The sequence below is a fragment of the Nitrosospira briensis C-128 genome, from assembly GCF_000619905.2.
Classification (GTDB): Bacteria; Pseudomonadota; Gammaproteobacteria; order Burkholderiales; family Nitrosomonadaceae; genus Nitrosospira; species Nitrosospira briensis.
In genome coordinates this window covers 1,280,796-1,302,077 of sequence record NZ_CP012371.1, presented here as the reverse complement: position 1 = coordinate 1,302,077, position 21,282 = coordinate 1,280,796, and the positions used below count along the sequence as shown (strand labels likewise).

General features: G+C 53.5%; 20 protein-coding genes. 4 read left to right on the top strand and 16 right to left on the bottom strand.

Features of this window, described 5'->3' with window-relative positions; all coding sequences use genetic code 11:
• Positions 1 to 68: 68 nt before the first annotated feature.
• Positions 69 to 299 (bottom strand): hypothetical protein, encoded by a 231-nt coding sequence (locus tag F822_RS15230; RefSeq protein ID WP_156304352.1) that lies wholly within the window; start codon positions 297 to 299, stop codon positions 69 to 71.
• 605 nt (positions 300 to 904) lie between these two features.
• Positions 905 to 2,494 carry a putative porin gene (locus F822_RS05925; protein ID WP_025040511.1) on the bottom strand — a complete coding sequence of 530 codons (1,590 nt, stop codon included), beginning with the start codon at positions 2,492 to 2,494 and terminating at the stop codon, positions 905 to 907.
• A gap of 509 nt (positions 2,495 to 3,003) precedes the next feature.
• On the opposite strand from F822_RS05925, the gene F822_RS05920 reads away from it, so the two are divergent.
• A complete protein-coding gene (locus tag F822_RS05920) occupies positions 3,004 to 3,405 on the top strand; it encodes a hypothetical protein (RefSeq protein WP_231623580.1) in 402 nt (133 codons plus the stop codon).
• 275 nt (positions 3,406 to 3,680) lie between these two features.
• Here F822_RS05920 and F822_RS05915 read toward each other — a convergent pair whose 3' ends face one another.
• The 14 genes from F822_RS05915 to fur form a co-directional block, all read right to left on the bottom strand.
• Positions 3,681 to 4,019, bottom strand: a complete 339-nt coding sequence (locus F822_RS05915; protein ID WP_025040509.1) for a hypothetical protein — start codon at positions 4,017 to 4,019, stop codon at positions 3,681 to 3,683.
• Positions 4,020 to 4,114: 95 nt separating this feature from the next.
• On the bottom strand, positions 4,115 to 4,570 hold the full coding sequence (locus F822_RS05910; protein WP_025040508.1) for a hypothetical protein: 456 nt from the start codon (positions 4,568 to 4,570) through the stop codon (positions 4,115 to 4,117).
• Positions 4,571 to 4,961: 391 nt separating this feature from the next.
• Positions 4,962 to 5,831 (bottom strand): carbonic anhydrase family protein, encoded by an 870-nt coding sequence (locus tag F822_RS05905; RefSeq protein ID WP_025040507.1) that lies wholly within the window; start codon positions 5,829 to 5,831, stop codon positions 4,962 to 4,964.
• 187 nt (positions 5,832 to 6,018) lie between these two features.
• Positions 6,019 to 7,437, bottom strand: a complete 1,419-nt coding sequence (gene zwf / locus F822_RS05900) for a glucose-6-phosphate dehydrogenase (RefSeq protein WP_025040506.1) — start codon at positions 7,435 to 7,437, stop codon at positions 6,019 to 6,021.
• 1 nt (position 7,438) lies between these two features.
• Positions 7,439 to 8,458, bottom strand: coding sequence for a phosphogluconate dehydrogenase (NAD(+)-dependent, decarboxylating) (gnd, locus tag F822_RS05895; protein ID WP_025040505.1), 1,020 nt, complete (start codon positions 8,456 to 8,458; stop codon positions 7,439 to 7,441).
• A gap of 107 nt (positions 8,459 to 8,565) precedes the next feature.
• Positions 8,566 to 8,823, bottom strand: a complete 258-nt coding sequence (locus F822_RS05890; protein WP_025040504.1) for a cation diffusion facilitator family transporter — start codon at positions 8,821 to 8,823, stop codon at positions 8,566 to 8,568.
• Between the two features lie 220 nt (positions 8,824 to 9,043).
• Positions 9,044 to 10,729, bottom strand: coding sequence for a phosphoglucomutase (alpha-D-glucose-1,6-bisphosphate-dependent) (gene pgm / locus F822_RS05885; protein WP_036575213.1), 1,686 nt, complete (start codon positions 10,727 to 10,729; stop codon positions 9,044 to 9,046).
• Between the two features lie 119 nt (positions 10,730 to 10,848).
• Positions 10,849 to 11,202, bottom strand: a complete 354-nt coding sequence (locus F822_RS05880; RefSeq protein WP_025040502.1) for a thiamine pyrophosphate-binding protein — start codon at positions 11,200 to 11,202, stop codon at positions 10,849 to 10,851.
• A 231-nt stretch (positions 11,203 to 11,433) separates the two neighbouring features.
• Positions 11,434 to 13,074 (bottom strand): glucose-6-phosphate isomerase, encoded by a 1,641-nt coding sequence (gene pgi, locus F822_RS05875; RefSeq protein ID WP_025040501.1) that lies wholly within the window; start codon positions 13,072 to 13,074, stop codon positions 11,434 to 11,436.
• Positions 13,071 to 13,844 (bottom strand): CDP-diacylglycerol--serine O-phosphatidyltransferase, encoded by a 774-nt coding sequence (pssA, locus tag F822_RS05870; RefSeq protein WP_231623579.1) that lies wholly within the window; start codon positions 13,842 to 13,844, stop codon positions 13,071 to 13,073. Before pssA ends, pgi begins: the two co-directional genes overlap by 4 nt.
• A gap of 279 nt (positions 13,845 to 14,123) precedes the next feature.
• Positions 14,124 to 15,140 carry a ketol-acid reductoisomerase gene (gene ilvC / locus F822_RS05865; protein ID WP_025040499.1) on the bottom strand — a complete coding sequence of 339 codons (1,017 nt, stop codon included), beginning with the start codon at positions 15,138 to 15,140 and terminating at the stop codon, positions 14,124 to 14,126.
• A gap of 79 nt (positions 15,141 to 15,219) precedes the next feature.
• Positions 15,220 to 15,711, bottom strand: a complete 492-nt coding sequence (gene ilvN / locus F822_RS05860; protein WP_025040498.1) for an acetolactate synthase small subunit — start codon at positions 15,709 to 15,711, stop codon at positions 15,220 to 15,222.
• Between the two features lie 3 nt (positions 15,712 to 15,714).
• Positions 15,715 to 17,436: an acetolactate synthase 3 catalytic subunit gene (locus F822_RS05855; protein WP_269430530.1), complete on the bottom strand. Its 1,722-nt coding sequence runs from the start codon at positions 17,434 to 17,436 to the stop codon at positions 15,715 to 15,717.
• 303 nt (positions 17,437 to 17,739) lie between these two features.
• Positions 17,740 to 18,195 carry a ferric iron uptake transcriptional regulator gene (gene fur, locus F822_RS05850; RefSeq protein WP_025040496.1) on the bottom strand — a complete coding sequence of 152 codons (456 nt, stop codon included), beginning with the start codon at positions 18,193 to 18,195 and terminating at the stop codon, positions 17,740 to 17,742.
• Between the two features lie 55 nt (positions 18,196 to 18,250).
• Here fur and F822_RS05845 point away from each other — a divergent pair, with 55 nt between their 5' ends.
• From F822_RS05845 to carA, 3 genes are all read left to right on the top strand, one after another.
• Complete coding sequence (locus tag F822_RS05845) at positions 18,251 to 18,997, top strand: outer membrane protein assembly factor BamE (protein ID WP_051536613.1); 747 nt, start codon at positions 18,251 to 18,253, stop codon at positions 18,995 to 18,997.
• A gap of 37 nt (positions 18,998 to 19,034) precedes the next feature.
• Positions 19,035 to 19,850, top strand: coding sequence for a 4-hydroxy-tetrahydrodipicolinate reductase (gene dapB, locus F822_RS05840; RefSeq protein ID WP_025040494.1), 816 nt, complete (start codon positions 19,035 to 19,037; stop codon positions 19,848 to 19,850).
• A 155-nt stretch (positions 19,851 to 20,005) separates the two neighbouring features.
• Positions 20,006 to 21,145, top strand: coding sequence for a glutamine-hydrolyzing carbamoyl-phosphate synthase small subunit (gene carA, locus F822_RS05835; protein ID WP_025040493.1), 1,140 nt, complete (start codon positions 20,006 to 20,008; stop codon positions 21,143 to 21,145).
• Positions 21,146 to 21,282 lie beyond the last annotated feature (137 nt).

Genomic DNA, 21,282 nt, shown 5'->3' with positions numbered 1-21,282 from the left:
AATAGTAAAAAGCGGATACCCGTGCCCGGAGAGATAGGGGATTGCCTTTGTGCGCAGCGAGCAGGCGGCTATATCCATTTCAGACTCCAATAAGCGAAAATCTGCTTGGCGGAAGACTTGATGATGCTGCGTGAGTCCAGCCACGTACCTTTTGGCCTGTTTAAAAGTAACGTGGGGCGGCAGCGGGGTACGTCCGGATCGGTGTAGGCTTCCTGCACCGTCGGGCGGTTGGCGCGCCTTGCATATTCCAGGCCCTGTCGAACTCTACCGGCGATCGACGCCACACCCCGCGGGCTCAATCTCTGATTTCGGCTTGCGGCAACCCGGCTTCCGGCCAAGCCGAGGAGGATGATTGAATGCTACGCTTCTGGCACAATGCTTCTGTTCGCCAGCGCACTTATGATTTCTTCACAATCCCGCGATGCATAATCCAGAATCCGACAACTGGACGGAAAGGAAGCTCACAGGATATAAAAATCCTTTTCGGTTATAGTGCTCAGCTGAAAAATGAACAGCCCGCTGCGGGATTCAGGATAAAACACAGGCGAGCGATTTTTCTATCTGGACATGCGGGACATCAACGGCGGCGCGGCTTCTCTGCGCTAGCTTCAGGTATTCGCGGAATTAGACTGGATTGAACTTATTACAAGCGGGCGAGTCAGAATAAAAGAGAAGCGGAAGTGGCAAGGCAACCGAATAGGCGAATTTCGAGTCGGAGGCGGGAAGGATTCTTTGGTTTTATTCCAGGCTGCGTAAAATTACGGGTATGAGCAGGCAGCGATCGGCGGAATCCGATTTTTAGGCATCAGGTGTCGTACCAGAAAGAAATACGGAGGGAATGACCCCAAGCGAACCTGAACCATCATGGCTGCACCTGGGGCTGAGTGAAGGAGGGAAAAATCGCCTAGAAGGCAACCTGATATTGCAATACGAACTGTCCTCTGCTGGAAGTTTTAACGATGTCGCCGGCGGAGTTGGCGCGGAATATGGGCCGATTCTGGTAATCAAAGGTGACTTTACTGTTATGGCCGTGTAGCAGCCAGTTGACGCCGCCGGCAAAGACGTTCATCTGATCGTGGAGTGCGTCCCAGCCTGCGCTTGTTATCGATGTATAGACCTGCAGTTGGCCGTTATTTGACCCAAGCAAGCTTTTAGGCAACAGATATCCCGCCTGCGCGTACCACATGTCGCCAGTGCCAAACATTGGGTAAGTATTGCCGGGACCATTTCTACTGACGCCCGGGCCTGATCCGTTAGCCGAATTCTGGCCATTTCCGTTCATGCGAAGATAATTGGGCCCATAGTTCATGTGGAAGTATCCGACGTAAGCGGATATGGCGGTTTCCTTCTCCTTGTCCAACGGTGCATCCAGATAACCGGCAACCGACCAGTGAGTCATGTCGTGAAACTGAGGATTAGCCTCAGTGCCTGTCCACATGGCAGCTTTCTGGGTGGCAAAACCGGCTTCAAGATTCAATATGCTCTTCTTGCCGAGATAAGTACCCTGCATGTAGGGGTTGGTGTTGGGTTCAACGTCCCAGAAATTCCAGTAGAACATTCCGGTGTAATTTTTATGATGACCAACCTGGGCAAAATTGGCCACCGTCGCGTTGATGGCGCCGTCATTCGCTATTCCATCGGTTGTTATCGGAAACGAATCGTTCGCGGCTACCATATAGCGAAATTTGCTGATCTGGCCGCGAAGGTAGACGCCATATTGCCTGTTGAACGAAGATGTCCGTTCCGTCGTGTATTGAGCAAGAAGCGGAACATCCAGTGTCATGATGGTGCTGACGCTGGGCGCGCTGAAGCGGGACAGGCCGTTGAACATGCCAAGCCCGCCCCCTATGGTCATTTGATTTCCCTCAGTCAACCGCAGTTCACCGAAGGCGTCATGAAAGTACGCGGCGATGTGTCGATTACCGTTCTGCTGAGTCAGGAAGTTCTGGTTATTCATCCCGTACTGGGTGTAAAAATATACCCTGTCGGTAAGTTGCCCTTGTACGACGAGACGGGTCCGGCGTAGGCCGATATCCGTTGTATCATCCACAGGTTGGCCTTGTACCAGGGATCCCGGATTATTTTGTTCGTACCGTAATTGAACCTGGTTAAGAAAACCGAATTTGATGTACTGGCTTCCATCGCCGTTCAGATTCCATTTGAAAGGATCTTTATCCTTCCAGTTTGCGAAGCCGAAGCCGCCCTCCGGCTTTTTCACACCTGCTATCGTGGCGCCCGGCCCCATTGGAACGCCCTGGCCCACGTTGGGACCGACCTGTACACCGGGAGGTAATGGACCTGTTGCTGCGCTGGGAGCTGGCGTGGCTGGCTTATCCGAAACTCTTTCGAAAGAGCCCATGCGGACGCGGTCGGCTCCCGGTTCGGCATAGATCTGCTTGGTCTTGGTATCCACATAAAGGTCAATGGCCTGGGCATATAGAGAAGCCGGAAACAGGCAGCAGGACAAGAGACTTAGGGGGAAACGAAACTTCATAGATACTCCCGATATCAAAGTTGAACAGCGAAGACTTGAAGATTCAAAAGATGTTCATATCTTATTTGGAAACTATGTCCGCCATGGTAATCGCTCAGTTGATTGTGATTTTTTTTGGAATTCTTGCCGAGTCGAAAATAACACCGTGCCCATGAAAAAAACGTTACGGGAATGTGAAAAATGCGTGAGGAATGGTAAATAGAACTGAAGAGTTAGTCAAGATATTATGCAAAACCACTATTCATTAGTGGTTATCGTATCCTGGAAGGTTTAGTGTGTAGCGGGTAAATTTACGGTGATATGATCGTTATCACCGGTTTGCATTAACAGGTCTATGTCGTGCTTGGCACGCTTTACAAGCGACCACATAAACTTCGGCTTACCGTGAAAAACTCCCATTCAAACCCAGCCTTATACTTTGCCGCAAGCTGCATTATTACCGGATCGCAGGCACGCAGTCTGGAATTGGCGAGTGCAGAACGCGGGGTCGACCATTGAGAATTTGAGACATGATGTACAAACATCTGGCAAGATTTCTTTTTGCGGCGCTGTTGCTTTTTAGTTCCGGATGCTCCGTGTTCATGGCGATTGACCAGCCGGACAAGAAGAATGTGGATTTGTTCAGAGTAGGAACGCCCAGAAGCGTGCTTCTTGGCGAATTTGGCGCGCCCGCCGTGTCAGAAACGCGAAGCGGAAGGAAATACGAAATTTTCAAGTTCGTTCAAGGCTACAGCACGGGAGCAAAAGCTGGCAGGGCGCTAGTTCATGGCGCTGCCGATGTAGCAACATTCGGGTTGTGGGAGGTTGTCGGTACCCCTGCGGAAGCAATCTTCAGCGGCGACGAGATGGCATACGAGGTTTCATACGATCAGGACAATAAGATCGATGAAGTCACGACGCTGAAGGAATAAAAATAATGGAAATTTGTTCTGCTGCCGCTGCAGGCGGCGGCGTACTGCGCTTTCGCTGTCAGCCAACTTTGCTCTATAACTCGATTGTTGAACATGCACAAGATGGGAGACGGTGCTCCGAAATTTCCACCGACTAATCATTGCATGGCTTTAGTAGCAATTTCCAACCGGAGCCTTCGCTGCCCTCCGCCTCGCGATGCCTCGTTGCAACGTACCCGCCTCGAAGCATGGTATCTCATCCCGTTTTTGCAAGTTGCAAACTTACCCAGGAGGAATTACCCTCCCGCCGCTCCTCCCGCTGAAATATTCGTATCCACGTCGGTGTTCGGGCCGGGAGGCGTATTAGGTCCGTAGAGAACTCTTAGAATTTTTTTAAGCAGGCTTTCCTTCGGCGGCGTAGCCCAGCTCGTGGCTGCCTGCTCTTCACAGGTCTTGCTTGTTGCGTTTGCCTGATCAGGCGCATTCTCCACGGGTGTCGAATTTCTGCTTCCTGGCGGCGGAACGTCCTGACAGGTGACCTTGCCTTTCTCTTCCTGGGACGCGGAAGGCTCTCCACCCGTCTGCGCCTGAAGCGGATTTATTGGAAGGAGAATCGTGATAGCAGCAACCAACATATAGCGAACCGCTGCATTTTTTCTTGCGCAAAAAATATGTTTTATGTCAGTTCTCCATTATTCGTCAACGTGCCCGATATCCCCTGACCGCAAAATCAACCGCCAGCACCGCCAACCGAGACGTTTTCGTCCATGTCGCGGTTAGGTCCGCGCGGCGACTCAGCCCGATACAGGATACGCACGACCTTGCAGAGAAAACTTTCCTGCTCGGGAGTGGCGTGCTGGCACGAGTCAGATGTCTGTTGCCCGGCTGCTGACCAGCCTGATGAAGAATCTGTTTGGCTCGACGCAGCCTGGGCAGGTGCAGCCTGAGCAGGCGCAGCAGTATTATTCCCGGGAGCGGCAGCCTGGCCTGTTACAGGGTCTTGCCAGCCGGAAGCTGGCTGCCCGGCGCTTGAGCCAGCCTGCGCGAGCAAATGGGCTCCACCTTGTGCGGCCATATCCGTCTGTGCGGTCTGTGCATGGGACATCCCGACCATGCCGAGAATCAGAATCCCGGCAATTATTAAAGACCGGGTTGCGGGATTTTTCAGAATGAAAGAATGTTTCATAGGTTCCTTTTATTCAGGTCGGAAGATGACGAAAATGAAATACTACTCCTGTTTCTCGAATCTTAACGCAAGTAGACCCAACCGGCAGCCTCACGTTCATAAAATTTGCTCCATAACGCCGCAATGAACAACTGGTGAATGCAGGGGTTGGACCGGAGAGGAGCATTCGGGTCCACCTGGAATGCTTGACGCGTTCCTGCTTCCTGACATGGACGAAAGATTCAAAGATAAACAGGAAAAGAAGACGAGAAGGTCTGGGTGACGAACAAAGTCGTGCGTTCCGGGTTAGTGCAAAAATCAGATTATCAGCAGGAAATTGGAATGGAAGAAGGTTGGCAGTCCACCATCATGTGATGGTGGACGCATATAGTATTTAACCGGCTTCGGGCGCTTACGCAATAGACCCGACAAGCCCTGGTTTGCCCAGGCCCTTATTTTTGCGGTTTGCGACAAAGCCTATCAGCCCCAGCCCAACCAGCAGCATGGCATAGGTTTCCGGCTCGGGAACCGCGGCGGCGAAGCCCGGTACATCCGTGAGCACGATGCGCCCGTTAAGATCCTGAATCTCGCGCGCATCGCCATTCGGGAAAAGCGAACTATACGCATTGATTTCAGCCGCGGACATTTGCAGCGGCTGAGCGAGATCGATCCATTTCACACCCTCGGAGAAAGGGGGCGTCGTCAGCGAGCCATCATAGCGGAAAGATTCCATGTTGGTCGGCAGGAGGGCGTTCAGATCAAAGTGGTTGAAAACGTGCGTCTGCGTCGTGGTCTTGGGCAAATCGGAAAAAATGGGTTCAAGCGCGGCATTGGACGCACCTACCTCGATCCATCTGCCGACGACGAGGATGTTGTTCCTTGCGTCTTCAAATACCAGATGCATTTCCATCGGGAATACCTTGCCATTTTCCAGATGCTCTGCAGGTGTATGGAAGTGGAACTGGGCTAATTGATAGGTATCTCCATCAACGGTTACCGATCCGGCGCCCGCGACGACATTGGCTCTGGCGGCAGTTTTTTCTGTGCCAGGCGAACCGTTATTAATGACGCTCAATGTGGTGTCGGAGCTCAAGTTAAATTGCATCGGCGATAGTTTCTCGAATTTTGTGTCCGCGGCAGTGATGTCAATGGGGCTTTGCGCTTCCATTTTAGCCAGGTTCTCCGCCAGTGACGAAGCTGCATGCGCAGCAGGCAGGCCGTACAGGAAAAGGGCGGAAACAATCGATGCCAGTGGTAGTAACCGAGTCGATGGTGCATTCATGGTTAGTGTCCTCAAAAGTGTGATGCTTGAAATGAAGGGCATGGGTATGACGTTATGCGATTTGAAAATAACATGCCCGGTGTGAAAAAACCGTCGCCTAAATGTTAAGAATGCGTTAACCCTACTTGCTTAGTGCTTAGGTATTAGCCGCTTGTCGCCGCCGAAGGGCTTGGTTGCTTGTTTCATATCAGATTCCCGACTTCGGGTTGTGCCAGCAATTATCGGGCGCCATCAATGTATCCGCGGCTTCGGGTCCCCAGCTTCCACGTGCGTAGGGAATGACTGGATGATGTACCTTCAGGACATTATCGAGCGTTGCCCAGGCGGTCTCTACTGCATCCTCCCGCGTGAACAACGCTCCGTCGCCTCTCATGGCGTCATGTAACAGCCGTTCGTAAGGCAATTCCTGTCCAAAATGTTCTTCGACCAGGCAGAGCTCTCGCTCATCGCCAATAAACTCTTTTCCCGCACGTTTGACGCGTGCAGCGATAGCGATGGTGGAAACAGGGGAAAGCTGGAAGCGCAGGTAGTTGGCGCCGCAAGTTCGAAGGTCAGGTATCGAGTCGGCAAAAAGTGCCTGCGGCGGGGGTTTTAGCTGGACAAGAACTTCCGTGACTGTTTTGGCGAGAAATTTGCCTGAGCGCAAATACCAGGGGACCCCACCCCAGCGCCAGGAGTCGATAAATAGACGCAAAGCGCAAAATGTTTCGACATCCGAGTTTTTTGCTACGTCCGCTTCCTCGCGATAACCGGCATATTGACCCCGCACCAGGTCATCCGGGCTCAACGGCCGCATTGCGCGGAACACATTCGCTTTTTCGCCTTGAACCGCACCGAAGCCCCTATATGTTGGCGGTTCCATGGCAAGCAGCGCAATGATCTGGAAAATATGGTTTTGAACCACGTCGCGCAGGCAACCCGCGGATTCATAAAACCCTCCGCGTCCCTCTACGCCAAAATCCTCGGCCAGCGTTATCTGGATACCGCCTATATAGTTCCGGTTCCAGATCGGTTCCAGGAACGAGTTGGCGAAGCGGAAGTAGAGGATATTCATTATCGCCTCCTTTCCCAGGAAATGGTCGATGCGGAAAATGGAGTTTTCCGAAAATGCTCCGCGCGCGGTGCGGTTGAGCTCGCGTGCAGAGGCGAGGTCACGTCCAAACGGCTTCTCGACGATGACTCTGGCACCATCGGCCAGGCCAGCGGCACCCAGGCTTTTTATAACGGTAGCGAAAAGAGAAGGGGGTATGGCGAGGTAATGCGCCGGCCGCTTGGCACTTCCCAGCGCCTGCTTGAGTACTTTGAAAGTTTCCGGATTATTGTAATCGCCGGAAACGTATCGGAACAACGAAAGAAGACGATCAAGCGCAGGCTGGTCATCGATCTTTCCGGACTGTTTTACAGCTTCCGCTACCCTGCCGCGAAGCTGGGCGATATCCAATGGCGACGAGGCCACGCCGATGACGGGTACATCCAGGGAGCCCTGCTTTACCATCGCATAAAGCGCCGGAAAAATCTTCTTGTATGCAAGGTCACCCGTCACGCCGAACAGCACCAGCGCATCGGACGCAGCTTCTCCGTCGTTTGGCTTATTTCCCCCGTCCATCTCAGCTCGTCCCTTTTTTTTCGTCGTGTCCGCCAAACCGCTTTCGCATCGCCGAGAGCAGCCGGTCGGCATAATCGGCATTGCCGCGGGATTCAAAACGGCTGAAAAGCGCCGCAGCGATTACCGGTACCGGCACACCCTCGTCAACGGCCGCCAGCGTGGTCCAGCGTCCCTCTCCCGAATCCGACACGCGTCCCGAAAATTTGGTGAGATCTGCGTCCTCGATCAAAGCCTCCGCTGTCAGATCGAGCAGCCACGACGCCACAACGCTGCCACGACGCCAGACCTCCGCGATTTCTGGAAGATCCAGCTCATACTGGTAGAATTCAGGATTGCGCATCGGTGCCGTTTCAGCATCTGTATCGTGTGTCGCCTTGCCGGCGTTGGCGCTGTGCAGAATATTCAGGCCTTCGGCGTAGGCCGCCATCAGGCCATATTCAATGCCGTTATGGACCATCTTGACGAAATGACCGGCACCGTACGGTCCACAGTGAAGATAGCCTTGCTCGGCGGTGCTGCCGGTTCTGTTGCGGCCGAAGGTACGTGGCGCTGCCCCGATCCCGGGCGCCAGTGCGGCAAAGATCGGATCGAGATGCTCGACAATCCGGTTTTCCCCGCCGATCATCAGGCAGTATCCGCGCTCACGGCCCGCAACGCCCCCGCTTGTTCCCACGTCGACGTAATGAATCCCCTTGGACCGTAGTTCGGCGCCACGTCTGATATCGTCGTGGTAATAGGAATTGCCGCCGTCGATGATAATGTCGTTCGCTTCTACAAGAGGTACCAGTTTTGAAAGAATCGCATCAACCGCGGCTGCAGGCACCATTAACCACACCACGCGCGGCTTGGCCAGACGAGCGACCAAATCTTCCAGCGAGTCCGCTCCGATGGCGCCTTTCTGCCCCAGTTCCTGGACAGCTTCGGTGCGAGGGTCGTAAACCACGCATTCACTTCCGGCTTGTATCAGGCGCGCCGCCATGTTGATACCCATACGTCCTAGTCCGATCATCCCGATTTGCATCTTGATCCTCCTTGCAGTTAAGAATCGAATTCCGTGCACGCTAAGTTGGTTCGAACGTATGGCATATCTTCCGCCTGCGCCTTTCGATTTTCATTGCGCCGTCGGGGCTACCTCGTCAGGCTCCAGAAGTAAAGTTCTTTGCCATATCCATAGGGGTACCGGGAATCCGTTGGCTGATGGCTGCGATTGACGCCCAGGAGCAGCAATAGTTGATTGTCGGTGTAGACCGTGGAATGAATGCTTTCGGACAGCATGGCCGAACTGCCGGTATGCGCCGCAGCCAGGAATTTCATCAAGGCGATCGCAAGATTGCCTATGATAGCCAAGTAAATGACGAGTTTCGTTTTCGGTGAACCGGAAGCCATATCGTTGCCGCCACGATTTGGGATTGAGGTGCTGGGGAGCAGCGGGAATAGTTACTTTCTCCACCAGAAGCAGGATTTCAGCAAAACATTTTCGATCCCTCTCTACATCCGCATTTCCGGGGGAACACGCCTGAACCAAGCAAGCAACTTCCATTTAAGTTCCTCCTCCGGCTGAACCAAGGTGATAAAGTGGCTGGAATCGAATTACTTCATTAATGTCTCAGGCGGGTTCACCATGGGACGCTGCAGCAAGCGCATCACCGACAATTGCCTGCGCCTCCTCCACGATATGATGCAGGTGATCCGTTCCCCGGAAGCTTTCCGCATAAATTTTAAAGATATCTTCGGTACCGGACGGGCGCGCCGCGAACCATCCACTTTCAGCGATAACCTTGATGCCGCCGATAGGCGCATGATTCCCCGGCGCCTGGGTGAGAATATCCCTTATCTTTTCACCAGCCAGGTCCGAGGAATGGACCTGCTTTGGAGAAAGTTTGGCCAGCAGTCCTTTTTGTTCCCGAGTGGCGGGTGCATCGATGCGTTTAATGACGGAATGGCCGAATTCCTCTTCGAGCTGGCGGTATACCTCACCGGGGTCACGTCCCATGCGCGAGGTGATCTCAGCCGATAGCAGCGCCGGGATGATTCCATCCTTGTCCGTTGTCCAAACGGTGCCGTCCAGGCGGAGGAAAGATGCGCCCGCGCTTTCCTCACCGCAAAAACCGAGCGAGCCATCGCACAACCCATTTGCAAACCATTTGAAACCGACCGGGACTTCGTAAAGTTTCCGGCCCAGTTTCGCGGTCACCCTGTCGATTATCTGGCTGCTCACCACTGTTTTGCCTATCGCAATGCCGTTACCCCATTCTGGACGATACTGGAGCAAATAATAAACAGCCACCGAAAGATAATGGTCTGCTGGCAGCAGGCCCGCGCTTCGGGTTACGATGCCATGCCGATCATGGTCAGTATCACAAGCGAATGCAATATCGTAGCGATCCTTCAAATCGATCAGGCCTTGCATGGCGTAGCGCGACGACGGGTCCATGCGAATTTTGCCGTCCCAATCGACTGTCATGAAACGGAAGGTTGGATCGACAACGTTGTTCACCACCGCGAGATTGAGCCGATAGTGGTCCGCAATTGCACCCCAGTAGTGAATTCCGGCGCCGCCAAGCGGATCGACTCCCATGCTGATATTCGCGCCGCGTATGACGTCTACATCGATTACGTTGTGAAGATCGTTCACGTAAGTGTTGAGAAAGTCATGCTGGTGCGTCGTAGAGGCGCGCAATGCACTTTCAAAGCGCATTCTTTTTACTTCTGCCAGATTCTTTTCCAGGAACTCATTGGACCGGGATTCGATCCAGCCAGTGATTTCAACGCCCGCCGGTCCACCGTGCGGCGGATTGTACTTAAAGCCGCCGCTCGCAGGCGGGTTGTGAGAAGGCGTAATGACAATGCCATCCGCAAATCCGTCCGTCCGTCCCCGGTTATACGTCAGTATGGCGTGGGACACAGCGGGCGTAGGCGTATATTCGCCGTTTTTTGCCAGCATGACTTCAACGCCATTCGCGGCCAATACCTCAAGTGCGCTGGCATATGCCGGCTCGGAAAGCGCATGCGTGTCGATACCAAGGAATAGTGGACCATCGATGCGCTGCCGTTGACGATACAGACAAATCGCCTGAGTGATAGACAGGATGTGCCACTCATTGAAGCTTGCTTCCAGCGAAGACCCGCGATGTCCCGAGGTGCCGAATGCGACCCTTTGTACCGGCACCGTCCAATCGGGAATCAGCGCGTAATAAGCAGTAACAAGCTTGGGTACGTCCACCAACATTGCCGGTTGGGCAGGTTTTCCTGCCAGTGGACTGATCTTTTCAGCAATTTTTTCAGCGGCCATGTTGCCTCTCTTCACTGTGCCGGTAACCGACGCAAGAGCGTCAACCGGAATTTTAGCGTCCCTTCACGCCCTGCCCGAGCGGGCCGGTAGCGGTTTTGATACCGGGGGTCCAGCCGCATTCAGGTGGCCGGTGCAGCGGCTTCCCACCTGCCGGAAGTGCTTGAGGTCGTCAAGCGTGACGGCCAGCCTGCAGCCTGGTCATAACGAGGATTCGCCGCTTTTACACCGGTCAGATAGAGAGGGCTGTAGAGCAAGGCCGAGGCATGGTCGGTCGAAAGCACGAAGCGGCCGCGATTCAGCCATTCGGGGTCGCATGGATCGTAGCAAAGGAAGCGCTGCCAGAGGCAATATGCGGTTGGCGCCGCGCCCATCGGGGTTCCGGGGCAGCCGGAGTTTGACTGCTGCACCGCATCGAGCGGCAAGGTGCGAAGCGCATTGATACAAAGCTGGTCTGATTGCGTTTGTTGGGTCATGGCATGGTTCCAGTAGAGCAAGCCACTATGCTTGCCTGAAAAAATTTGCCCCTTTAAACTTTTAATCGCCCGCTCTTGTGTCTACCCTTGTGTCCGCCGTTCGCAGAATCGGCCTATCGCTATCTATATGAAAGTATTGTAATCCTCTTAATTGCAGAGTTATTAAAAAACTTATTATTCCATATATCAACTGTCGGGCACGGTGAGGATCACGTGACGGGTGACGTGCAGCTATTTCATTTTTTGCTGGTTGTAGCGTTGTATCAGTGCATTGGTCGAGCTGTCATGTTTCAGCGGCAACTCGCTGATACTCTCCAGTTCCGGCATGATGCGCTTGGCCAACGCCTTGCCCAATTCGACGCCCCATTGGTCGAATGAATCGATGTTCCAGATCGATCCCTGTGTGAAAACGCTATGTTCATAAAGGGCTACCAAAGAGCCCAGCGCATAAGGGGTGAGACGCTCGATGAGAATAGTGCTGGTTGGACGGTTTCCCTCGAAGCTTCGGTGGGGACATAACCAGTCTGGAATCCCCTCCGCTTTCACTTCATCCGGGGTTTTTCCGAATGCCAATGCTTCAGTCTGCGCGAACAGGTTGGCCATGAGCAAGTCGTGATGATTACCCAGCGGCTGCAAAGTCTGGCAAAAACCGATGAAGTCACACGGGATCAGGCGGGTACCCTGGTGTATGAGCTGATAAAAAGAGTGCTGGCCATTAGTGCCGGGTTCGCCCCAGACAATGGGCGACGTCTGGTAATCGACACGGGTGCCATCGAGCGTAACGCTCTTGCCGTTGCTCTCCATCGTGAGTTGCTGCAGATAAGCCGGAAACCGCTTGAGGTATTGCTCGTACGGCAACACAGCAATTGTCTGTGCCTGGAAAAAATTGTTGTACCAGATGGCAAGCAACCCCATGAGGGCGGGGAGGTTTTTCTCGATCGGAGCGGTGAGGAAGTGCTGATCCATGGCGTGAAAGCCTGCCAGCATGGCACGGAAATTCTCGGGTCCGATGGCAATCATCGTCGAGAGGCCCACCGCCGAATCCATTGAATAGCGTCCACCTACCCAATCCCAAAAACCGAACATGTTGCTCGTATCGATACCGAACCTGGCCACTTCGTCCGCGTTTGTCGAAACAGCGACAAAGTGCCTGGCCACCGCACGGTCGTCTTTTACCTTATCCAGAACCCATTCACGCGCAGAATTGGCGTTCGCGAGTGTTTCTTTCGTGGTAAAGGTCTTTGAGCAGACGATGAATAGCGTTTCTTCCGGGTCGATATCCCTTGTGGCTTCCTTGAAATCGGTGCCGTCCACGTTGGATATAAAACGGAAATTCAGGTCGCGCAAACTGTAATAACGCAACGCCTCATAGGCCATCACCGGACCGAGATCAGAACCGCCTATGCCGATGTTGACAACGTTGCAAATTCGCTTGCCGGTATATCCACGCCACTGCCCGTTGCGCAACTTGTCGGCGAAATCGCCCATCTGATCCAGTACCGCCTGCACCTCGGGTACTACGTCAATGCCATTGACACGGATTTGTTCGCCCTTCGGTGCGCGTAGGGCAATATGCAATGCGGGACGCTGCTCGGACAAATTGATTGGATCGCCCCTGAACATTGCGTTGATGCGATCACGCAAGTTGCATTCCTCGGCAAGCCGGACAAGCAGCTGGAGCGTTTCGTCGGTTATCCGGTTTTTCGAATAGTCCAGGTAAATTCCGGCGGCTTCGGCTGTAAACCGCTCGCCGCGTGTGGGGTCATCCGCGAAAAGCTGACGCAGATGCAGGGCTTTAACCGACGCATAATGCGCTTCCAGCGCTTTCCACGCGGGACGACCGGTCAGAGTCTGCGCCGCGAATGAGGTCATGGTTGCGGTCCATCAGGTATTTTTTTTCTCTTGGTGAACCGCCACATCCACATGACGTAGCCCGACAAGGCATAAAGCAAAAAGAGGCAGAACAGCACAACCGGTGGATGACTTGGAATCAGAACGAAAAAAAACAGCGCCAGCAGCAAGACGGTGACGAATGGCACGGTTTTGCGTAAATTGATTTCCTTGCCGCTGTAATAGGGGATATTACTGACCATTGTGAGGCCCGCGAATAAGGTGATACACCAGGCGAGCCATCGGATATCCGTACCCGCTATGCCAAAGTCTAGCACTACCCAGACCAGTCCTGCAATCAGCGCGGCGGCGGCGGGGCTGGGTAGTCCCTGAAAAAACCGCTTATCGACGACTTCTATGTTGGTATTGAAACGCGCCAGGCGAAGCGCGGCACAGACGCAATATATAAACGCCGCAATCCATCCCAGTTTGCCCATGCCTTTCAAGGCCCATTCGTATATGACCAATGCGGGTGCAGCGCCGAATGACACCATATCGGACAGGCTGTCGTACTCCGCCCCAAATTCACTTTGCGTATGAGTCAACCGGGCTACCCGGCCGTCCAGGCCGTCGAGTACCATTGCAATGAAAATGGAGACCGCAGAATGTTCAAAACGGCCGTTCATCGCCTGCACGATGGCATAAAATCCGGCAAACAAGGCCGCGGTGGTAAACAGGTTGGGCAGTAAATAAATGCCGCGACGGCGCAGTTTGGATTTGAGTATGAGGCGTGGATGAGGATCATGCATCATGTGTGCAATCCCATAGGAGACTGATGCATGTTAGGCGCTCATGAATTTGTCGTAAACAGCAGCTGCGAATAGCTGTGCGGGACCCGAAACTGGGAGATTCCCGACATTAAGCGCCCGACTGTCCGCATTAACAAGCAATCCGGCAACTTTTCATAAGCTTCCCCCGAATTTGACAGCGATGCGACTGCCGCTTTAACTGGCGGCTTCCGCTTTGCAAGGCCTCGAGCAAAGCGGAAGATATGAAACACCGTATTGATTCAGCCGCTGTTACTTCGTTTCCTAGTTTTTTGCCTGATCAACCAGCTTGTTCTTGTTGATCCAAGGCATCATGCTGCGCAATTTCGCCCCAACCGTTTCGATCTGATGAGCTGACGCAAGGCGACGGCTGGCTTTCAGCATGGGCGCGCCGGCACGATTTTCCAGAATAAATTCACGGGCATATTCACCCGTCTGAATTTCATGCAATACCTTGCGCATTTCATCCCGGGTAGCATCGGTAACGATGCGTGGGCCGCGCGAAATGTCTCCGTACTCGGCGTTGTTGGAGATGGAGTAGCGCATATTGGCAATGCCGCCTTCGTAAATTAAATCGACGATCAGCTTCACCTCGTGAAGGCATTCGAAATAGGCCATCTCCGGCGCGTATCCTGCTTCAACCAGCGTTTCGAAGCCGGCCTGAATCAAAGCGGTAAGACCTCCGCACAGCACGACCTGCTCGCCGAAGAGATCGGTTTCGGTCTCCTCGCGGAAATTGGTTTCTATCACTCCCCCGCGCGTGCCCCCGTTGGCTGCGGCATAGGATAGCGCCAGGTCTCGCGCCCTGCCTGACTTGTCCTGATGCACGGCAATGAGTGACGGTACGCCGCCACCCTGGGTGTAGGTCGATCGCACCAGATGGCCCGGACCTTTGGGAGCGATCATGATGACGTCGAGATCTTCTCTTGGCGAGACCTGGCCATAATGAACATTGAAGCCATGAGCAAACGCAAGCGTGGCGCCTTCCTTGAGATTGGGCTCGATTTCCGCTGCATAAACGGCGCCGATCTGCTCATCGGGCAATAGCACCATTACGACATCGGCCTCCTTCACGGCTTCCGCCACTTCTTTTACAGTAAGGCCGGCCTTCTCCGCTTTGCTCCAGGAGGCTCCCCCCTTGCGCAAGCCGACCGTCACCGTCACGCCGGAATCGCTCAGGTTATTGGCATGGGCGTGGCCCTGCGAGCCGTAGCCCACAATAGTAACCTTCTTGTCCTTGATGAGCGACAAGTCGGCATCTTTATCGTAATAAACGTTCATGGTTTCCTTTCTGCTCAAAAATAGAAATACGTCAGGGCACGGCGATAGCGGAAATATTCCGCTATTTCGCAGAGCGCTGCTACACCTTCAATATCCGTTCACCACGGCCGATGCCGGAGGCACCCGTCCGCACCGTCTCCAGGATCGCGCCCTGCTCCATTGCCTCAAGAAATGCGTCAAGCTTGGAACCGGTGCCGGTCAGTTCGATCGTGTATGATTTATCAGTCACATCAATGATGCGGCCACGAAAAATATCGGCCATGCGCTTTATCTCATCGCGGTCCTTTCCTACCGCGCGTACTTTCATCAGCATAAGTTCGCGTTCGATATGATCGCCTTCGCTGAGATCCACCACTTTGACCACTTCAATGAGTTTGTTCAGTTGCTTGGTTATCTGCTCGACCACGTCATCCGATCCCACGGTAACGAGCGTCATGCGAGACAGGGTCGGGTCTTCGGTGGCGGCGACAGTCAGCGATTCAATATTGTAGCCACGCGACGAGAACAGGCCGGCTACGCGAGACAGCGCGCCCGCTTCGTTTTCCATCAAGAGAGAAATGATATGTCGCATTGTTTATACCAGAATCATCTCGGAGAGACCTTTTCCGCCAGGCACCATGGGAAAAACATTCTCGGTCTGGTCCGTTATGAAATCCATGAATACCAGCCGGTCCTTGAGTTTGAAGGCCTCTTGCAACGCGCTTTCCACGTCGCCGGGCCGTTCGATCTGCATGCCGACATGGCCATAGCTCTCCGCCAGTTTGACGAAATTGGGCAGCGCATCCATATAGGATTCAGCATAACGATTCCCATGGAAAAATTGTTGCCATTGCCGCACCATCCCCATGTAACGATTGTTCAAATTAATAATCTTCAGCGGCAGGTTATACTGCTTGCAGGTGGACAATTCCTGAATACACATCTGGATGCTGGCCTCGCCGGTGACACAAGCCACCATTTCCCCGGGATGGGCAAACTGCACACCCATTGCTGACGGAAGACCAAAGCCCATGGTTCCCAAACCGCCGGAATTAATCCACCGCCTCGGCAGGTCGAATTTATAGAACTGGGCTGCCCACATTTGATGCTGGCCCACATCCGAGGTAATGAAAGCATTGCCTCCGGTTACCTCGTATAGTTTTTCAATCACCATCTGCGGCTTGATAATCGAGCTTGCGCGGTCATACTTGAGGCAATCGCGTGCGCGCCATAAATCGATCTGCGTCCACCATGCATCGAGAGCAACCTGATCAGGCTTTCCCTTGCGCGCCTTGATTAATTTTATCAACTCGTCCAGGACATCGGAGACGTTGCCGACAATGGGAATATCCACCTTCACACGTTTTGAAATAGATGAAGGATCGATATCTATGTGTATTATCTTTCGGTCTTCATTGGAAAAATGCTTGGGGTTGCCTATGACTCGATCATCGAAGCGGGCGCCCACTGCCACCAACACGTCGCAATGCTGCATCGCCATGTTGGCTTCATAGGTGCCGTGCATGCCCAGCATGCCGACAAACTGCTTGTCGGTTGCGGGATAACCACCCAATCCCATCAGGGTATTGGTGCAGGGGAACCCCAGCATTCGCACCATATCGGTCAGTAGTGGCGCCGCGTCGCTCAGGATGACGCCGCCGCCCGCGTAGATCATCGGGCGTTTGGCTTCCAGTATCAGTTGTACCGCTTTTTTGATCTGTCCGGCGTGTCCCCTTGTGATCGGGTTGTAGGAGCGCATGGTGACGTTCGCGGGATAATCAAATTCTGTTTTCTGCTGGCTCACATCCTTTGGAATATCCACCAGCACCGGCCCGGGGCGGCCTGTGGAAGCAATATAGAACGCCTTCTTGATGGTCGCGGCCAGTTCAGTGATATCTTTAACCAGAAAATTATGTTTAACGCAGGGACGTGTGATGCCGACGGTATCCACTTCCTGAAATGCATCCAATCCGATGGCATAGGTTGGCACTTGCCCGCTGATGATGACCAGGGGAATCGAGTCCATATAAGCGGTGGCGATACCGGTCACGGCGTTCGTCACGCCGGGTCCGGATGTCACCAGCGCCACCCCTACCTTATTACTGGAGCGAGCGTAGCCATCCGCTGCGTGCACCGCCGCTTGCTCATGCCGCACCAGCACGTGCTTGACCTTGTCCTGCTTGAATAATTCGTCATAAATGAACAGTACGGCGCCGCCGGGGTAGCCAAAAATATAGTCTACCCCTTCTTCTTGCAAGCAACGCACTGCAATCTCAGCGCCCGTCAATTCCGTGCTCATGCTTTCCTGAATTTCCAATGTTGAGTGACAGCAAAAAAATATTTGAATAAAAGCTGAACAGTAATGTTTAGGCGGTCGTTGGTCAACTGCTTTGCCAAGGAGTCAGCGGGGGCACGGCAGGTTGATAACCGCGTATGCCTCGAAAGTTGATTTATCGAACAGACTGCCCCAATCAGTTGAGGACGAGGAACACGGTAAATTCAGCAGACCGTGAATGGAGCACGCCGAATCTCAGCGTTTTCCAGGCTGAAGAATTGATATCCAGCGCGCTCAAGTGCATAACTATAGCCTGAATCTGCGCGCTTCAGAAAAAAATTAAACTCAACTTTTCACGTTCCCGCCCTTTTCTTCGGTTTTTCGATGCGGGCAAGCAGGTTTAATACAATCCGCGTAAAGTGAAAGTGAGTGCTCATGTATGGCAAAGCCTCGATCTTTGGCGATTTTAATTTGACGCCTCTCGATTTCAGCGTCGTAAAATTCTTCCACCCTGCCGCATTGCAGGCAAACCAGATGGTCGTGGTGAGCGTCGCTGGCAAGTTCGAACACTGCCTTGCCACCCTCGAAATGGTGACGTTCGAGCAACCCCGCCTGCTCGAATTGGGTCAGCACTCGGTACACGGTGGCGAGACCGATATCTTCCCCTTCTCCGATGAGGGTTCTGTAAACATCCTCGGCCGAAAGATGGCGCACCGTGCTGCTTTCGAACAAACTGAGTATTCTAAGGCGCGGCAGCGTGGCTTTCAAGCCCATGGTCTTGAGATTGTTTGGCTTACTCATAGCTCTATATCCATCCATTAGATTATTTGCTGTATCATATAACGTTGAGTTCGCTTTGGAAACCTACGTCGTCGCGATGCGCGCAAGAATACTCACGTTGGTCGGTTTGCTATTGCTCGCCGGATGTTCGTCTGTTCCATCTTTGATCTATAAAATCGAAATCCAGCAGGGGAATGTCATTACCCAGGAAATGGTGAACAAACTAAAGCCCGGCATGACTCGGTCGCAGGTACGCTTTGCGCTGGGCTCTCCCATGATTAGTGACGCTTTCCATGAAAACCGCTGGGATTATGTATATCGCCTCGAGCAGAGGGGGAAGCTGGTCGAGCAAAGACATCTGGCAGTTTTTTTTGAAGGCGATAAACTAGTGAGCACAAATGGCACTTTTACGCCTTCGCTTGCTTTTGTTCAGCCGCCGTCAACCGAGCCTTCCATGCCGGGCGAGTCAACCAGGCCCGTGGTCAAGGAAGAAAGCAGCACTCAAATGACCAGGAAGGAGGATGCTGATCAAGTACCCGGCGATATCCCTGCGTCGAGTAAAGAGGAAGGTTCCCAAGCCGCGACTTACGCAGTGACCGATACTCCCGCTCCCAATAAAGAGGAACCCAGTATTCCGGGTTCCAGCGATATCGCCGCCCAGGGCGAAACGGCGGCTGCTGCCACCAGTATGGCTGCGTCGAGCGGAATTCCCTACGTGAATGAGGCTTCAAGTTTGCCGGAGCCGGAAAAACGCGGTCCCAGGCTGGTGCCGTCGCCAGCAGCGGATATGGGTAATATGGAAGCAGACCTGCCGAAAGAATAGGATCACCTTGGGCGATCCAAAAAAATTCCTGAGATAAATGACGACATTGAAAATTGCCATCGCTGGAAGTTCGGGCCGGATGGGGCGAGCTTTGCTGGAGGCTATCGCCCAGGCCCCGGACATGCAATTGAGTGCCGCGCTGGAGCGTACCGGGAGCCCATTTCTCGGAAGGGATGCGGGGGAATTGGCCGGTGCGCCGTGTGGCATTGCCATTACCGATGATGTTGCTCCCGGGTTGCGGGCAACCGATGTGCTGATTGATTTCACCCGGCCTGAAGGGACGCTTGCGCACCTTTCGGCGTGCCGTGCGGCGGGGGTTAAAATGGTAATCGGCACGACCGGTTTTTCGGCTGAACAAAAAGAAGAACTCAAAGCCGCATCAAAAGACATATCAATTGTATTTGCTCCCAATATGAGCGTGGGTGTGAACGTTACTTTCAAGCTGTTGGAGACAGCGGCCAAGGCATTGAACCTGAACACGGGTTACGACATAGAAATTATCGAGGCCCATCATCGGCACAAGGTTGACGCGCCGTCCGGCACTGCGTTGCAGATGGGCGAGGTGATCGCAGGCGCGCTCGGCAGAGAGCTCTCCGAAATCGCGGTCTACGCACGTGAAGGCAATACCGGCGAGCGGGCGCCTGGCACCATTGGTTTCGCCACCGTGCGCGGCGGAGATATCGTTGGCGATCATATCGTGATGTTTGCAGGGACGGGCGAGCGCATCGAGATTTCACACAAGGCTGGCAGTCGCGCAACTTTCGCCGAAGGCGCGCTGCGTGCTGCGCGATTTCTTGCCGACAGACAGAGCGGATTGTTCGATATGCAGGATGTGCTGGGATTACGCGATTAATCCTGTGCCAAGTATGCTGCGCACGCCTTCGCGGTCACATGATACGGCGGCAGTTTCACTGAAGCCGCTTTTCGAAGTATAATCTCGCACTTATAAAATGGGACAATGACAGCTTGTCCCATTTTCATGTCTTGTCTCATTCGCAGGAGTCTCCCGTGTCACAACGTCCGCATGCCGTTCTCGCACTCGCCGACGGCACAGTTTTCCGCGGCATTTCTATCGGCCTTGAAGGCGTCAGTACGGGGGAAGTGGTATTCAACACTTCCATGACCGGCTACCAGGAAATACTGACTGATCCTTCATATTGCCGGCAGATCATTACGTTGACTTATCCGCACATTGGCAATACGGGTACCAATCCGGATGATGTGGAATCCGGCGACACCGATCGCGTATATGCCGCGGGCCTGGTAATTCGGGATCTTTCCCTCGTCTCAAGTAATTGGAGACAGACCCAGACCTTGCCGGAATACCTCAGGCAACATGGCGTGGTGGCGATTGCAGATATTGATACGCGCAAGCTTACGCGTATCTTGCGCGAAAAAGGTGCGCAGTCAGGCTGTATCATGGCAGGTTTTCTCGATGAAGCTGAAGCGCTGAAACGCGCTCGGGAATTTCCCGGACTGATGGGAATGGATCTGGCTAAAGTCGTGAGTTGCACTCAGCCTTACGAATGGAACGAAGGTGAATGGAGGTTGGGGTGCGATTACCAGGTCGATAAGACCCCTCGCTTCCATGTCGCCGCGGTGGATTTTGGCGTTAAGCGCAACATGCTGCGCAAATTGGCGCAACGCCACTGCAAGGTTACGGTACTTCCTGCTCAAACCACCGCTGACGAGATTCTGGCACTGCGGCCCGACGGTGTATTTCTTTCCAATGGACCTGGCGATCCAGAGCCCTGCGATTACGCAATTTCCACAATCAGAAGATTGCTTGAAGAAGAAGTACCCATCTTTGGTGTTTGCATGGGACACCAACTGCTGGGGTTGGCGAGTGGGGCCAAGACCGTAAAGATGAAATTCGGCCACCACGGCGCCAATCACCCCGTGAAGGATCTGGACAGTGGCACGGTAGCGATTACCAGCCAGAACCACGGCTTTGCGGTGGATATCGACACCCTGCCGAAGAATGCACGCGTTACGCATCTGTCGTTATTTGACGGCAGCTTGCAGGGATTCGAGTTGATCGGCCAGCGTGCATTCTGCTTTCAGGGACATCCTGAGGCAAGTCCTGGGCCTCACGATCTGGATTATTTATTCGATAAATTTATCGGATTGATGGAAAAAAACGGATGAAATACAAATATGAAAGAGACTCCTGAATAGGTCCGGCACGGGCGCTCACTGCATTGTATTCCTTGGCACCACCAGAGGGAGAAATCCGGCTACTGCTCGCAATGCGCCCTGCGATTATTCCGATTTTGCTGAAACGC